The following is a 13,436-nucleotide window of genomic DNA, read 5'->3' as shown; positions in this document are numbered from 1 at the left end:
AAAATAATTAGATGAAAGTTTTAATCACAGGTGCTACGGGATTAGTGGGGACAGCCCTAACAGAATTATGTCACAATAATGGAATTGATGTTAACTATCTAACAACATCAAAAGATAAAATACAATCAAAAAATAATTACAAAGGATTTTACTGGAATACAAAAACAGATGAGATTGATGATGCCTGTTTTGAAGGTGTAGATACTATTTTTCATCTTGCTGGAGCTACGATTGCCCAGCGCTGGTCTGTAGAAAATAGGAAAGCTATCTTTGAAAGCCGGGTTGTAACTACAAGGTTACTTTATAGTACGCTTTCGCGAAAGCGTAAAAATGGCGAGACAGTTAACGTAAAGCATTTTATTACTGCAAGTGCTATAGGAGGGTATCCGTCTTCTTTTACAAAACTATATGATGAGTCTTACCCTGAATATGCTTCTGGCTTTTTGGGTCAGGTGGTGGAACAATGGGAGATAGCTGCACTGGAGTTTCAAAAAATAGATGTTATGACCTCTAGAGTACGCACAGGGGTAATACTTGATAAAGAAGCAGGTGCATTACCTAAACTTATGAAGCCTATTTCTTATGGAGTAGGTGCGCCGTTAGGTACTGGTAAACAATGGCAATCGTGGATACATATAGATGATATGGCTGGTATATATTATCACATTTATGAAAACAAATTATCTGGCGTTTATAACGGCGTTGCACCCTCACCAGTAACCAATAAAAAGTTTACAGAAGTGGTGGCAGATGAGTTAGGTAAACCACTTATACTTCCTAAAGTACCTGCGTTTGCCCTTAAGCTTATGCTGGGCGATATGGCTGCGGTGGTTTTAGAAAGCCAGAAGGTAAGTGCCCTTAAAATACAAGAAGACGGTTATAAATTTAAATACAGTGATATAGATAGTGCAGTAGCAGACTTGCTCGCATAAAAAAAGCCACTCGATAGAGTGGCTTTTTAATTATATAGCTTATTTAACTTATGCTTTAGTCGCTTGAAGTTTTACAGTAAGCTGGATATCATCAGAGATAAACTTATCTCCTAAGTTATCAAAGATTGATTTTGATCCATAATTTACTCCCCAGTTTGTACGGTCTATTGTAAATGGCTCACTTGTAAGTGTCATATTTGCTCCATCTACGCTATAAGTTACAGGGAACTCAATGTTCTTCTTTTGATCTCTTATCGTAAGGTTACCTTGCATCATTTTCTTCCCTTCTTTTTCTGTAACTCCAGTTACTTCAAAAGCTGCTGTAGGATATTTTGCCACATTAAAGAAGTGATCTTCTTTACCCTCAGCCTGTCCTTTAAGGTGTCCTTCTAATGATGCTTTACCATCACCTTCTAGATCTGTAACAGTAATACTAGTCATATCTATTAAGAAGGTACCTGTAATTTTGTCTCCAGCCACTTTTACAACACCACTCTCAATGTTTATAGTACCCGTGTGATTTTCTGTTGGCTTGCTACCTACCCAGTCTATAGTAGACGCACTAGTGTCTACAGTAAATTTCATAGCATCTGCTACGGTTGCAACTTCTTTAGCTTCGGTAGCCTCAGTTTCGTTTGTTTTGTCTCCTTTACAAGACACAGTTCCTGCTATAAGAGCAATTACTGCAAGAGTATTTAAAATTTGTTTTTTCATTTTGATATATATTTAGTGAACTGCAAAATTAACATTTATTAATAGTCGTCTTCTTAATAATTTCATAAATACATCATATTAATGTAAATAAGTTTTTGGTAAAGTTGGAAATGAGCATTTTTAAAGAGGGAAGGTGGATTGACTCAGACTGTTTTTATAGCACTAAAAAAGCAATGACATTTTGACATTTTACATCAATTGGCAGTACTTTTGCCATTTCAGTAAAAAATTGATTTAAGACCACTATGGCAACAGAAGATAAAAAACAAGATACTACAGTAGACGAGGCTGCTCAAGAGCAGCTTGTAAACGAGGCAGAGCAGGCAAATGAGACTAAAGAAGCCGAAAATGAGGCTCCTAAAGATGAGCGTACTGAGCTAGAAGTTGCTCAAGATGATCTTGCTGCCGAGAAAGATAAGTTTTTACGCTTATTTGCAGAGTTTGAAAACTATAAACGACGCACTACAAAAGAACGTATTGAATTGTATAAAACTGCAGGTCAAGAGGTAATACAAGCTTTATTACCCGTGGTAGATGATTTTGATAGAGCGCTTAATGAGTTTAAAGGAGATAAGGATGATGTACACATAAAAGGTATGACCCTTATAAGCAATAAATTTAAGGAGACACTTAAGTCTAAAGGGCTTGAAGAAATGGAAGTAAAGGCTGGAGATGCTTTTGATGCAGATCAGCACGAGGCTATTACTCAAATACCTGCACCTAGCAAGAAGCTCAAGGGTAAAATTGTAGATGTGATAGAGAAGGGGTATAAACTTGGAGATAAAATCATCCGGTTTCCTAAGGTAGTTACAGGACAGTAATATAAGTAGTACAAGGAAAAGTGTAGATGAGCATCTACCGTCCTTAATGATTTAAGAGTGCTCAGTCTTACTGAGTTTTTATTATGAAAGAAGATTTTTACGACATATTAGGTATCTCAAAAGGAGCTACTGCAGCAGAGATAAAGAAAGCATACCGTAAGAAGGCGGTACAGTATCACCCTGATAAAAACCCAGGTGATGAAACTGCAGAGGCAAACTTTAAGAAAGCGGCAGAGGCTTATGAGGTATTAAGTGATGAGCAAAAACGTGCTCGCTATGATCAATATGGTCATCAAGCCTTTGAAGGCGGCGGCGGCTTCGGCGGTGGCGGGATGAATATGGATGATATTTTTAGCCAGTTTGGAGATATCTTTGGCGGCGCTTTTGGCGGTGGCGGAGGTGGTTTCTCTGGTTTTGGTGGAGGCTTTGGCGGCGGTCAGCGTCGTGTGAAAGGAAGTAACCTTCGTATACGAGTGAAGCTCACACTAGAAGAAATAGCAAACGGCGTAGAGAAAAAAATCAAGGTAAAGCGTAAGAAGCAAGCAGCTGGTGTATCATATAAAACCTGTACAACCTGTAATGGTGCTGGACAAGTAACAAAAATCCAGAATACTATCTTAGGTCGTATGCAAACTAGTGCACCTTGTACTACTTGTGGTGGATCAGGACAGATGATAGACAAGCGTCCTGCTGGAGCAGATGCTCAAGGACTCATTGTAGATGAGGAAACAGTAAGTATCAAAATACCAGCTGGAGTAGTAGATGGTATGCAGCTCAAAGTGACGGGTAAAGGTAATGAAGCTCCAGGTAATGGAATCGCTGGAGATTTACTTGTAGCAATAGAAGAAAAAGATCACGACTTTTTACAAAGAGAAGGAGATAATTTACACTACGACCTCTATATAAGTATAAGTGAGGCCGTACTTGGTACATCAAAAGAGATAGATACTGTAACCGGTAAAGTGCGTATCAAAATAGAAGAGGGTGTACAGAGTGGTAAGATATTACGTTTACGAGGTAAAGGTATCCCTTCTATAAATGGATATGGTAAAGGAGATTTACTTGTACACGTAAATGTGTGGACACCTAAAACTCTTAATAAAGAACAAAAGCAGTTTTTTGAAAAAATGGCTACCGATGATAACTTCTCACCAAATCCAGAAACAGGTGATAAATCATTCTTTGAGAAGGTAAAAGATATGTTCTCTTAACAGCTGTTTTCAAATTTTATGAAACCAAATTAATTGGGTTCATAAAAAAAAGTTATATTTGAATAACGTTAAACAATGTTTGACGTTATTTTTCTTTTTCATAGCAATTTTTTTTCCCATCCTGAGCTTACGCCTAGGGTGGGTTTTGCTTTTAAGACGTTTTGTAATTAAGTAATTACGCATAGGTGAGCGTTGTTTAATTATTCTCACATCTGCGGGTTTATAATTTTCCTAAAATATACACAACACGCATACGTCACTCAGGTCATATCCCTATCTTAGCTTGATTAACGTCTTTATATGAATTCACTACTTGTAGCAGATACGGTTTCAAAAAAGTTTGGAGACTTTACTGCACTTAACGATGTGTCTATTACCGTACCAGAGGGAAGTATTTTTGGGCTTTTAGGTCCTAATGGAGCTGGTAAAACGACACTTATACGCATCATAAACCAGATTACAATGCCAGATACTGGTAGTGTGACCTTAGGAGGAGAACCTTTACAACAACATCATATACGTGATATAGGCTATATGCCAGAAGAGCGTGGTTTGTATAAATCTATGAAGGTAGGAGAGCAAGTACTCTATCTCGCACAGCTTAAGGGAATGTCTAAGGCCGAAGCAAAAACAAGAGCAAAGCACTGGTTTGAAAAACTTGAGATAGGCGACTGGTGGGGTAAAAAAATACAAGAACTATCTAAGGGACAAGCTCAAAAAATACAGTTTGTGGTAACCGTAATGCACCAGCCTAAATTGCTCATTTTTGACGAGCCATTCAGTGGTTTTGATCCTATAAATGCAAACCTTATTAAAGACGAGATTTTACAACTTAGAGATGAGGGTGCAACAGTAATCTTTAGTACACACCGTATGGAGTCTGTGGAGGAGCTGTGTGATCATATTGCACTCATAAATAAGTCTAACAAGATTTTGGATGGTGAGATTAACACCATAAAGAGAGCATATCAAAACAATACGTTTGATATAGGGGTGCAGGTGGTAGATGAGACCGCTTTCGCGAAAGCGCAACAACAACTAGCATCTTCTTTTAAAGTTACTCCTGCACAGTTTAAGAGCTTAGGTAATGAGCATAAATTGCGAGTTGAAATGGGTGATAATGGTAGTCCAAACGAACTATTAAGCACCTTACAAACGTATGGACAAGTAACACACTTTGTAGAAGTGATCCCGAGTGTAAACGATATTTTTATTCAAACCGTTAGTCAGAACAAATGAGCATCCTTTCTTTAATAATAAAGCGAGAGTATATCGCACGAGTAAGAAATAAGTCATTCTTGATAATGACTTTTCTGAGTCCGCTTATTTTGGTAGGTATGATACTGCTTATCTCTTATTTAACGCAGCTCAATAGTGAAGATAAACGCACAATTGTAGTGGTTGATGAGTCTGGACAATTTGAAACTGTATTTTTTAATACAGATAAGACAAGCTATGTAAACCTAAGTGATCAAGGGCTTGATGCCGGTAAAGAAGTTGCAAAAGATGATGTTTATTATGGCCTCATTCATATCTCAAAAAACCCAGAAACGGCTACAAATCCGGTTACGTTTTATGGTAATGAAACGCCCTCATATGACTTTATAGGAGATATAGAAAAGCGCATCGAAAAAAGAATTACAGATCAAAACTTAGTTGCACAAGGTATAAACCTCACGGCACTAGAGACTGCAAAAAGCACGATAGATATTAGTATAGAAAACTTCTCTGGTGAGTCTAGCTCAAAGATGAGCAACTGGGTGAAAGCAGGTTTTGGCGGTGCTGCGGGGTATCTTCTTATGATGTTTATTATTATATATGGTAATATGGTAATGCGCTCTGTTATAGAAGAAAAGACCAATAGAATTATAGAGGTAATTATCTCTTCTGTAAAGCCCTTCCAGCTTATGCTAGGTAAAATACTAGGTACAACACTGGCGGGCATCACGCAGTTTGCTATATGGGTTCTAGTAGGTGGGGTATTACTGGTGGTTCTTACAGCAGTTTTTGGGGTAGACCCATCTGCGGCAACCTCTGTAAATCCTGCAGCATCACAAGCTCAAGAGATAGCTCAAGATCCTAATATGATGATAGAGTTATTACAAGAGATTCAAAAATTACCTTTGCTACAGCTAGTGGGTGGCTTCTTTATTTATTTTATAGGCGGGTACTTTTTATACAGTTCTATTTATGCGGCTATAGGCGCAGCGGTAGATAATGAGACAGATACACAGCAGTTTATGCTGCCTATTATTATGCCACTTATGCTGGCTATATATGTAGGCTTTTTTGCAGTAATAGATAATCCTCACGGTACGGTAGCAACAGTATTTTCTATTATACCGCTTACATCACCTATTGTGATGTTAATGCGCATACCCTTTGAAGTGCCACTATGGCAAATTATATTATCCATAACATTACTTATAGCCACCTTTATTTTTACAGTGTGGTTTGGATCAAAAATATACCGAGTAGGGATCCTTATGTATGGAAAAAAGCCTACTTATAAAGATTTAATAAAATGGTTAAAATACTAGCGATACTTCTCTATCTACAAGAAGAAACGGTAGATAAGGTAAAAGATATTATAGAAGAAGACATCTGGGGCACAATAAAAGAGTGGCTTAGTTTTGAACTTATAAGTCTAGGTAAAGAACCTAATCATATAGGCTTTACCGTAGGGCATCTCATTGTTCTTATCATTGCATTTATACTCACAAGTATTGTGCTTAAGTGGGTGCGTGTTTTAATGACACGTAGAATGGAAGGTGATGACAAGCTCAAGTTTGTAAGTGTTTTTAAATTTATAAAATACATTGCCTATATAGTGGTAGTACTTGCAACGATGAGTGCTTCTGGTATTGATATAACGGTGTTGCTTACAGCCTCTGCAGCTTTATTTGTAGGTCTGGGTCTTGCTTTACAAGAAGTCTTTCAAGATGTAATAGGCGGGATTTTGATAATGGTAGATAAATCAATTTCGGCAGGTGATATTATTGAGATGGATGGTCGTGTAGGTAGAGTTTTTGAAATAAAACTGCGCACCACTAGAGCTCTTACTAGAGATGATAAAGTCATTATAATACCTAATCACAAGTTTATTACAGACACCGTATATAACTATACCCAGAACCATAAAACTACTAGAGAAAACGTAAAAGTAGGTGTTGCATACGGTAGCGATACCAGAGCGGTAGAAAAGATATTACTGGAGTGTGCAACAGAGCACCCGGATATTTTAAAACATCCTAAACCTTTTGTACTTTTTGAAAATTTTGGAGATAGTTCGCTAGATTTTGGACTCTATTTCTGTGTGAGGGACAGCTTTGTAGATCCTAGAATAAAAAGTGCTTTACGATATGCGATAGATGACCGCTTTCGCGAAAGCGGAATTACCATCCCATTCCCGCAGCGCGATTTACATCTTTTTAATACTGATAGACCAGTGTTTGTGCCAAAGGAGAAATCTGAGGATAATAATTCACTTCCAAAAAATGATACTATAAATGAGTAAAACTGCCAGATTTATTATTGCTTTATTATTGTTTACAGGGACAGTGAGCGCACAGTTGACAGATTTGGCAAGAGTAGAGTATACCTATTTCCCACAGAGTGATTCAGATAATTCTTTTAGGAGGTTTAGATCATTCATAAACGTACCTGTAAAACTTAAAGAAGATGTTTATTTAGTGCCAGGTTTTGAGTACCGAAATGTAAATTTAAAATTTGAAGATGTTACTCCTTTTAGTCGCAAGGACCTAGACAGATTTCAATCTTTTAGTTTTTCGCTAGGCTATACACAAAAGCTGAATGACAAGTGGCGTTTAGGTGCAAAGATAGGTTCAAGAATTACTTCAAACTTTACTACAGAAACCTTTTCTAGCAGTGATGTAGTACACACTGGGGCAGTATATTTTATTAATGATAAAACTAAAGATGGTCTTGATAAACCGTGGAGACTTATTATAGGTGGGAGATATGATACAGAGTCGGGTAGACCGTTTCCATTACCTTTTGTAAATTACTATCGTGAGTTTCATCCAGACTGGTCGTTTACCTTAGGGGTGCCTAAGTCTAATATAAAACGCTATTTTGGTAAAAACAGAGAGCATATCATTCAGAGTTTTTTAAGTCTGGATGGTTTTTATGCAAACATTCAAGATAATGTAGAAGTAAATATACCAGAAGGGGAGTTTGAAACAGCAGAGAGTATCTCTATGACGGTAGCCCTTTTTGGATTAGGGTATGAATATTGCTTTACAAAACATCTAGTGTTTTATTTTTATGCTGGACACACTGTTATAAACGACATACGACTACGTGATGGAGATCGTAATGACGTTTTTACAATAAATGATAAGAACACCTTTTATGGTCGTTCTGGAATAAAATTTAAATTATAATAATGGCAAAGATTTTAATTATAGAAGATGAGGCTGCGATAAGACGCGTTCTTACCAAGATATTATCTGAAGAGAGTAAGGACTATCAGGTAGAAGAAGCTGGAGATGGCCTAGAGGGTATAAATAAAATTCGAGAAGAAGATTATGACCTTGTACTTTGTGATATTAAAATGCCAAAAATGGATGGTGTTGAGGTACTAGAGGCTGCTCGTAAACTCAAGCCAGAAGTGCCTATGGTAATGATCTCTGGTCACGGTGATCTTGATACGGCTGTAAACACAATGCGCCTGGGCGCTTTTGATTATATATCAAAACCACCAGACCTCAATAGATTACTTAATACCGTGCGCAACGCACTAGACCGCAAAACGCTCGTGGTAGAAAATATAAAGCTCAAAAAGAAAGTGAGCAAAAAGTACGAGATGGTAGGTGAGAGTGAAGAAATAGGGCAGATTAAAGCGATGATTGAGAAGGTGGCTCCTACAGATGCCCGCGTGCTCATTACAGGACCCAATGGAACAGGTAAAGAACTTGTGGCGCACTGGCTACACGAAAAAAGTGAACGTTCTAAAGGACCACTCGTAGAGGTAAATTGTGCTGCGATACCATCTGAGCTTATAGAAAGTGAACTTTTTGGCCACGTAAAAGGAGCTTTTACAAGTGCAAATAAAGATCGCGCAGGAAAATTTGAAGCAGCAAATGGAGGTACCATATTTCTTGATGAGATAGGCGATATGAGCCTATCTGCACAAGCCAAAGTACTAAGAGCACTACAAGAAAGTAGAGTGCAGCGAGTAGGTAGTGATAAAGACATTAAAGTAGACGTGCGCGTAGTAGCAGCGACTAATAAAAACCTAAAGCAAGAAATTGCAGATGGAAACTTTAGAGAAGATTTATATCACAGGCTTGCGGTTATACTAATCAAAGTACCTGCACTTAATGACCGTCGTAACGATATTCCTATCCTTATAGCACATTTTGCAAAGAAGATCTCACAAGAGCAGGGCACCGCGCTTAAAACTTTTTCAAGCAAAGCCATAGACCTTTTAAAAGCTTATGACTGGACAGGTAATATACGAGAATTGCGCAACGTGGTTGAGCGTCTTATTATCTTAAGTGGTCCAGAGGTCACAGAGGGAGATGTAAAACTATTTGCAAGTAAATAACAGATGGTATGAGTGATATGGATTACAACACATTTAAGGTAACAGCGCCCGTAAAACTTTCAGATAAGAGCACGACGCTTTTTCAAGATCAAGAAGAAAAAGAACTAGAGAAAAAACTCAAAAAAGTACGCAAGCAGCTCGGTAAACTTCAAGACACAATGTACGCACACGATAAGTATGCGGTACTAGTATGTTTACAGGGTATGGATACTTCTGGTAAGGACAGCCTTATAAGAGAAGTCTTTAAAGACTTTAATGCTCGTGGTGTTGAGGTACAGAGCTTTAAAGTACCTACAGATCTTGAGCTGGGTCACGATTACCTGTGGCGTCACTATATCGCACTACCTCAGAGAGGAAAATTTGGCGTGCACAATCGCACACATTATGAAAATGTACTAGTCACGCGTGTACATCCCGAGTATATTCTAGGTGAAAACCTACCAGATGTCCACACGGTAGAAGATGTAAATGACGCTTTCTGGGATAAGCGCTTTGAGCAAATCAAAAACTTTGAAAAGCATCTTGTAGAAAACGGGACACTTATCTATAAGTTCTTTATGCATTTGTCAAAAGGTGAACAAAAAAATAGACTGCTACGTCGTCTGGAGAAAAAAGAAAAAAATTGGAAATTTTCTGCCGGCGACCTCAAAGAGCGCAAGCTATGGGGTACCTATCAAACTTATTATGAAGATGCTATAAACCGCACCTCCACAGATAAGGCACCGTGGTACGTTATCCCTGCAGATAATAAACCCGCTGCTCGTCTAGCAGTTGCAAGCATTCTACTAGAGACACTCTCGCAATATGAAGATATACAAGAGCCAGAACTAGATGATAAAACAAAAGCAAATCTTTCAGCATACAAAGAACAGTTAGAAAATGAATAAAGTACTCAAAAATATCTTTACGGTTGCTTTGGTGGTGGGGGTTTCCGCTTTCGCGAAAGCGCAAAACGACTCAATCACCGTACGTAACATCTATACAGAAGCATTAACAAAAGGGCAGAGCTACCAGTGGCTAGATCACCTCTCTAATGACATAGGCTCTCGCCTAAGCGGAAGTCTAGGTGCCGAAAGAGCCGTAACCTGGACAAAAGCCGAACTTGAAAAAGCAGGCCTTGACAAAGTATGGTTACAACCAGTAATGGTACCTAAGTGGATACGCGGCGAGGCAGAAAGAGCACATATAGAAGGAGAAAATGCACGCATAACCTCTGTGCCTATTTGCGCACTAGGAGGATCTGTGGCGACTAAGTCTGTAGGACTTAGAGCAAACGTAGTAGAGGTAATGGGCATAGAAGAGCTCAAAGCACTAGGAGAAGAAAATGTAAAGGGTAAAATAGTTTTTTATAATCGCCCTATGAATGATGAGCTTATACGCACCTTTCAAGCGTATGGTGGTTGTGTAGACCAGCGATATGCAGGAGCTATGGAGGCTGCGAAGCTAGGAGCAGTGGGAGTGATAGTAAGATCTGTTACGCACAGTATAGATGATTACCCACATACGGGGTCTATGTCTTATGGAGATTTACCTGCGTCAAAACGTATACCTGCAGCTGCCATAAGTACAAAAGGGGCAAACCTGTTAAGTACATCTTTAAAGCTCAATCCAGAGTTAAAATTCTTTTACAAGATGTCTTGTAAAAATATGGGAGAAGTTGAGTCGTACAATGTGATAGGTGAGATAACCGGGAGTGAATTTCCTAATAAATATATGGTTATAGGTGGTCATCTAGACTCTTGGGATCTAGGAGATGGCTCTCACGATGATGGTGCAGGAGTTGTACAGAGTATGGAAGTGTTACGACTTATGAAGGCTGTAGGATATAAGCCTAAGCATAGCATACGCGTGGTATTATTTATGAATGAAGAAAACGGTTTACGTGGCGGCAGAAAATATGCAGAAGAAGCTAAGGCAAAAGGTGAGCAACACATCTTTGCACTAGAGAGTGACTCAGGTGGGTTTACACCTAGAGGCTTCTCATTTGATACAGATGATCGTAATTATAATGAAGTACTAAGCTGGAAATCGCTTTTTGAGCCTTACCTCATACACGACTTTACAAGAGGAGGTAGTGGTGCAGATATTGGTCCACTTAAAGCTACAAATGATGGCATTGTACTAGCTGGATTACGACCAGACTCGCAACGTTATTTTGACCATCATCACGCAGCAAATGATACTTTTGATGCGGTAAATAAACGAGAACTAGAACTAGGCGCAGCAACTATGACAAGTCTAGTGTACTTAATGGATAATTATATTCAAAAGCCTGCCAAATTAATACAGGCACCCATAAAGCAATAAGGGTTTTAGATAATGCCTTTTTCTTGATAAATGGCAATCCCTTTATCTATCATATCACTAATGGATGCTTCTAGCGAGGCGTCCATTTTTTTTATATGAAAACAACTCTTGCCCTTAAGACATTTTTTAAGCGCAGGGTCTAGGTCTGTAAAAGCCGCAACATCTGTATAAATAGGGAAGAAGTAAAGTCTGCAGTCTTTGGGTTTAGGTATCACACTTGCAAAGTAATGACCATCTACTTTTTGTTTGCCTTGCATTGTGGGTATAGTTCCCGCCGCCTCAAGACCTGCGCTGTCGTCTTTTCTGAGTTGTAGCTTGTCTTCGTGTGCTTTAATAAGTGTTCTTAAAGCTAGGTCTATTTCTATAGGGTTAGTGAGCATAGGTGAGATGTACAATGTGATTACTGCCTTAAGATAAGAATTTGCTATTAAACTACTCGGTCTTTGTTTATGGATGAAGTATTTTTGCGCTTTCGTGAAAGCGTAAAAAACCAACCCAATGCAGTTTTCAGACTACACAAAAGAATTTGGCACAAACCTTAAAATAGCATTTCCTATAATGCTGGGGCAGCTGGGTCATATACTTGTAGCTCTTGCAGATAACTTGATGGTAGGACAGCTAGGTGCCGCACAACTGGCAGCAGTAAGTCTGGGTAATAGTCTCGTATTTATAGCACTCTCTATAGGTATAGGTTTCTCTTTTGCCATTACGCCACTTGTGGCAGAGGCAGATGGTCAGGGTAATATAGAGAAGGGGCGATTGCACTTTCACCACGGGGTGATTATGTGTGCTGTAAACGGTGTGTTGCTTTTTGTAACCTTGCTTATTGCAAAGCCGGTTTTGTATATGCTAGATCAACCGCCAGAGGTGGTAGCGCTTGCGATACCGTACCTTGAGATTGTAGCGTTGTCTATGATTCCGCTTATGATTTTTCAAGCTTTTAAGCAGTTTGCAGATGGATTGTCACAAACTAAATATGCGATGTATGCTACTATACTTGCAAATATTATAAATGTCTTATTTAACTATGTGCTCATTTACGGGATTTGGATTTTCCCAAGGCTTGAGGTTGAGGGGGCTGCCTGGGGAACACTCATATCACGATTTTTTATGCTGGGGCTGCTCATTTTTATGCTTTCTCGAAAACGTAAATTTAAATCTTACTTTTTCTGGGATGGTGCAAGTCACATACAGCTTAGCGAGTTTAAAACACTTATAAAATTAGGTTTTCCCACAGCTTTACAAATGCTTTTTGAAGTAGGTGTGTTTACGGCGGCTATTTTCTTATCTGGAATTCTGGGGACTAATGCCCAGGCGGCAAATCAAATTGCGCTTAACCTTGCGTCTATGACATTTATGATAGCTGTAGGGCTGGGAGTCACTGGTACCATACGTGTAGGAAACCAAAAGGGGAAAAGGGATTATCCAAACTTGAGACGTATCGCTTTTTCTATCTTTATACTTTGTTTCCTTATCGAGGCGGTCTTTGCTGTAGGTTTTATAGTGCTCAAAGACTGGTTACCTCCTTTTTATATAGATAATCCGGAGGTGATTTTTATGGCGGCACAATTACTTGTTGTCGCAGCATTGTTTCAGCTCAGTGATGGAGTACAAGTTACAATTCTAGGTGCGTTAAGAGGTTTACAAGATGTAAATATCCCTACGGTGATATGTTTTATAGCTTACTGGGTAATAGGCTTCCCGGTGATGTGGTATTTTGGAAAAGAGGCGCAAATGGGTGTTCAAGGCATCTGGGTAGGGCTACTGGTAGGGCTCACAGCATCTGCCACAATGCTATATTTTAGATTTAACTACCTTAGTAAAAAGTTGATAAGTGGGGTGTAACCGCACCATAACAAGAGATATATAAATAGATAAT

13 protein-coding genes are annotated in these 13,436 nt (G+C 38.8%); 11 read left to right on the top strand and 2 right to left on the bottom strand.

All coding sequences use genetic code 11. The features are described from left to right. The first annotated feature begins 11 nt into the window (after window positions 1-11). On the top strand, window positions 12-932 hold the full coding sequence (locus tag ACFO5T_RS07230) for a TIGR01777 family oxidoreductase (protein ID WP_380033233.1): 921 nt from the start codon (window positions 12-14) through the stop codon (window positions 930-932). Between the two features lie 48 nt (window positions 933-980). Here ACFO5T_RS07230 and ACFO5T_RS07225 read toward each other — a convergent pair whose 3' ends face one another. After that, window positions 981-1,646, bottom strand: coding sequence for a YceI family protein (locus tag ACFO5T_RS07225; protein ID WP_035327961.1), 666 nt, complete (start codon window positions 1,644-1,646; stop codon window positions 981-983). Window positions 1,647-1,891: 245 nt separating this feature from the next. On the opposite strand from ACFO5T_RS07225, the gene ACFO5T_RS07220 reads away from it, so the two are divergent. The 9 genes from ACFO5T_RS07220 to ACFO5T_RS07180 all read left to right on the top strand — a co-directional run bounded on the left by ACFO5T_RS07220 (window position 1,892) and on the right by ACFO5T_RS07180 (window position 11,557). After that, a complete protein-coding gene (locus tag ACFO5T_RS07220; RefSeq protein WP_380033230.1) occupies window positions 1,892-2,467 on the top strand; it encodes a nucleotide exchange factor GrpE in 576 nt (191 codons plus the stop codon). An 83-nt stretch (window positions 2,468-2,550) separates the two neighbouring features. Further along, window positions 2,551-3,678 (top strand): molecular chaperone DnaJ, encoded by a 1,128-nt coding sequence (dnaJ, locus tag ACFO5T_RS07215; protein ID WP_375252493.1) that lies wholly within the window; start codon window positions 2,551-2,553, stop codon window positions 3,676-3,678. Window positions 3,679-3,978: 300 nt separating this feature from the next. After that, window positions 3,979-4,917, top strand: a complete 939-nt coding sequence (locus ACFO5T_RS07210; RefSeq protein ID WP_375252494.1) for an ABC transporter ATP-binding protein — start codon at window positions 3,979-3,981, stop codon at window positions 4,915-4,917. Beyond that, window positions 4,914-6,218, top strand: a complete 1,305-nt coding sequence (locus tag ACFO5T_RS07205; RefSeq protein WP_380033227.1) for an ABC transporter permease — start codon at window positions 4,914-4,916, stop codon at window positions 6,216-6,218. Before ACFO5T_RS07210 ends, ACFO5T_RS07205 begins: the two co-directional genes overlap by 4 nt. Then, window positions 6,203-7,195 (top strand): mechanosensitive ion channel family protein, encoded by a 993-nt coding sequence (locus tag ACFO5T_RS07200; RefSeq protein ID WP_375252496.1) that lies wholly within the window; start codon window positions 6,203-6,205, stop codon window positions 7,193-7,195. The genes ACFO5T_RS07205 and ACFO5T_RS07200 overlap by 16 nt, the downstream gene beginning before the upstream one ends. Next, window positions 7,188-8,084, top strand: coding sequence for a DUF6268 family outer membrane beta-barrel protein (locus ACFO5T_RS07195; RefSeq protein ID WP_380033225.1), 897 nt, complete (start codon window positions 7,188-7,190; stop codon window positions 8,082-8,084). Before ACFO5T_RS07200 ends, ACFO5T_RS07195 begins: the two co-directional genes overlap by 8 nt. Before the next feature lie 2 nt (window positions 8,085-8,086). Then, entirely contained in the window at window positions 8,087-9,250 is a 1,164-nt protein-coding gene (locus tag ACFO5T_RS07190) for a sigma-54-dependent transcriptional regulator (protein WP_038600011.1), read from the top strand. 8 nt (window positions 9,251-9,258) lie between these two features. Then, window positions 9,259-10,137, top strand: coding sequence for a PPK2 family polyphosphate kinase (locus ACFO5T_RS07185; RefSeq protein ID WP_380033223.1), 879 nt, complete (start codon window positions 9,259-9,261; stop codon window positions 10,135-10,137). Then, window positions 10,130-11,557, top strand: a complete 1,428-nt coding sequence (locus ACFO5T_RS07180; protein ID WP_380033221.1) for a M20/M25/M40 family metallo-hydrolase — start codon at window positions 10,130-10,132, stop codon at window positions 11,555-11,557. Before ACFO5T_RS07185 ends, ACFO5T_RS07180 begins: the two co-directional genes overlap by 8 nt. Before the next feature lie 5 nt (window positions 11,558-11,562). Here ACFO5T_RS07180 and ACFO5T_RS07175 read toward each other — a convergent pair whose 3' ends face one another. Next, the gene (locus ACFO5T_RS07175) at window positions 11,563-11,937 is read right to left on the bottom strand and encodes a hypothetical protein (RefSeq protein ID WP_035327979.1); all 375 of its coding nucleotides are present in this window, start codon (window positions 11,935-11,937) and stop codon (window positions 11,563-11,565) included. Between the two features lie 118 nt (window positions 11,938-12,055). On the opposite strand from ACFO5T_RS07175, the gene ACFO5T_RS07170 reads away from it, so the two are divergent. Next, window positions 12,056-13,402, top strand: a complete 1,347-nt coding sequence (locus tag ACFO5T_RS07170; protein ID WP_375252502.1) for an MATE family efflux transporter — start codon at window positions 12,056-12,058, stop codon at window positions 13,400-13,402. Window positions 13,403-13,436: the final 34 nt, after the last annotated feature.

The organism is Dokdonia genika, assembly GCF_042652845.1.
Taxonomy (GTDB): domain Bacteria; phylum Bacteroidota; class Bacteroidia; order Flavobacteriales; family Flavobacteriaceae; genus Dokdonia; species Dokdonia donghaensis.
The sequence above is the reverse complement of the archived record's forward strand: the minus strand, read 5'-3'. Positions and strand labels throughout refer to the sequence as shown.

Bases quoted from the DNA above. Each gene is read 5' to 3' on its own strand.
- ACFO5T_RS07230 (WP_380033233.1), top strand. From the start codon at position 12: ATGAAAGTTTTAATCACAGGTGCTACGGGATTAGTGGGGACAGCCCTA.
- ACFO5T_RS07225 (WP_035327961.1), bottom strand. From the start codon at position 1,646: ATGAAAAAACAAATTTTAAATACTCTTGCAGTAATTGCTCTTATAGCA.
- ACFO5T_RS07220 (WP_380033230.1), top strand. From the start codon at position 1,892: ATGGCAACAGAAGATAAAAAACAAGATACTACAGTAGACGAGGCTGCT.
- dnaJ (WP_375252493.1), top strand. From the start codon at position 2,551: ATGAAAGAAGATTTTTACGACATATTAGGTATCTCAAAAGGAGCTACT.
- ACFO5T_RS07210 (WP_375252494.1), top strand. From the start codon at position 3,979: ATGAATTCACTACTTGTAGCAGATACGGTTTCAAAAAAGTTTGGAGAC.
- ACFO5T_RS07205 (WP_380033227.1), top strand. From the start codon at position 4,914: ATGAGCATCCTTTCTTTAATAATAAAGCGAGAGTATATCGCACGAGTA.
- ACFO5T_RS07200 (WP_375252496.1), top strand. From the start codon at position 6,203: ATGGTTAAAATACTAGCGATACTTCTCTATCTACAAGAAGAAACGGTA.
- ACFO5T_RS07195 (WP_380033225.1), top strand. From the start codon at position 7,188: ATGAGTAAAACTGCCAGATTTATTATTGCTTTATTATTGTTTACAGGG.
- ACFO5T_RS07190 (WP_038600011.1), top strand. From the start codon at position 8,087: ATGGCAAAGATTTTAATTATAGAAGATGAGGCTGCGATAAGACGCGTT.
- ACFO5T_RS07185 (WP_380033223.1), top strand. From the start codon at position 9,259: ATGAGTGATATGGATTACAACACATTTAAGGTAACAGCGCCCGTAAAA.
- ACFO5T_RS07180 (WP_380033221.1), top strand. From the start codon at position 10,130: ATGAATAAAGTACTCAAAAATATCTTTACGGTTGCTTTGGTGGTGGGG.
- ACFO5T_RS07175 (WP_035327979.1), bottom strand. From the start codon at position 11,937: ATGCTCACTAACCCTATAGAAATAGACCTAGCTTTAAGAACACTTATT.
- ACFO5T_RS07170 (WP_375252502.1), top strand. From the start codon at position 12,056: ATGCAGTTTTCAGACTACACAAAAGAATTTGGCACAAACCTTAAAATA.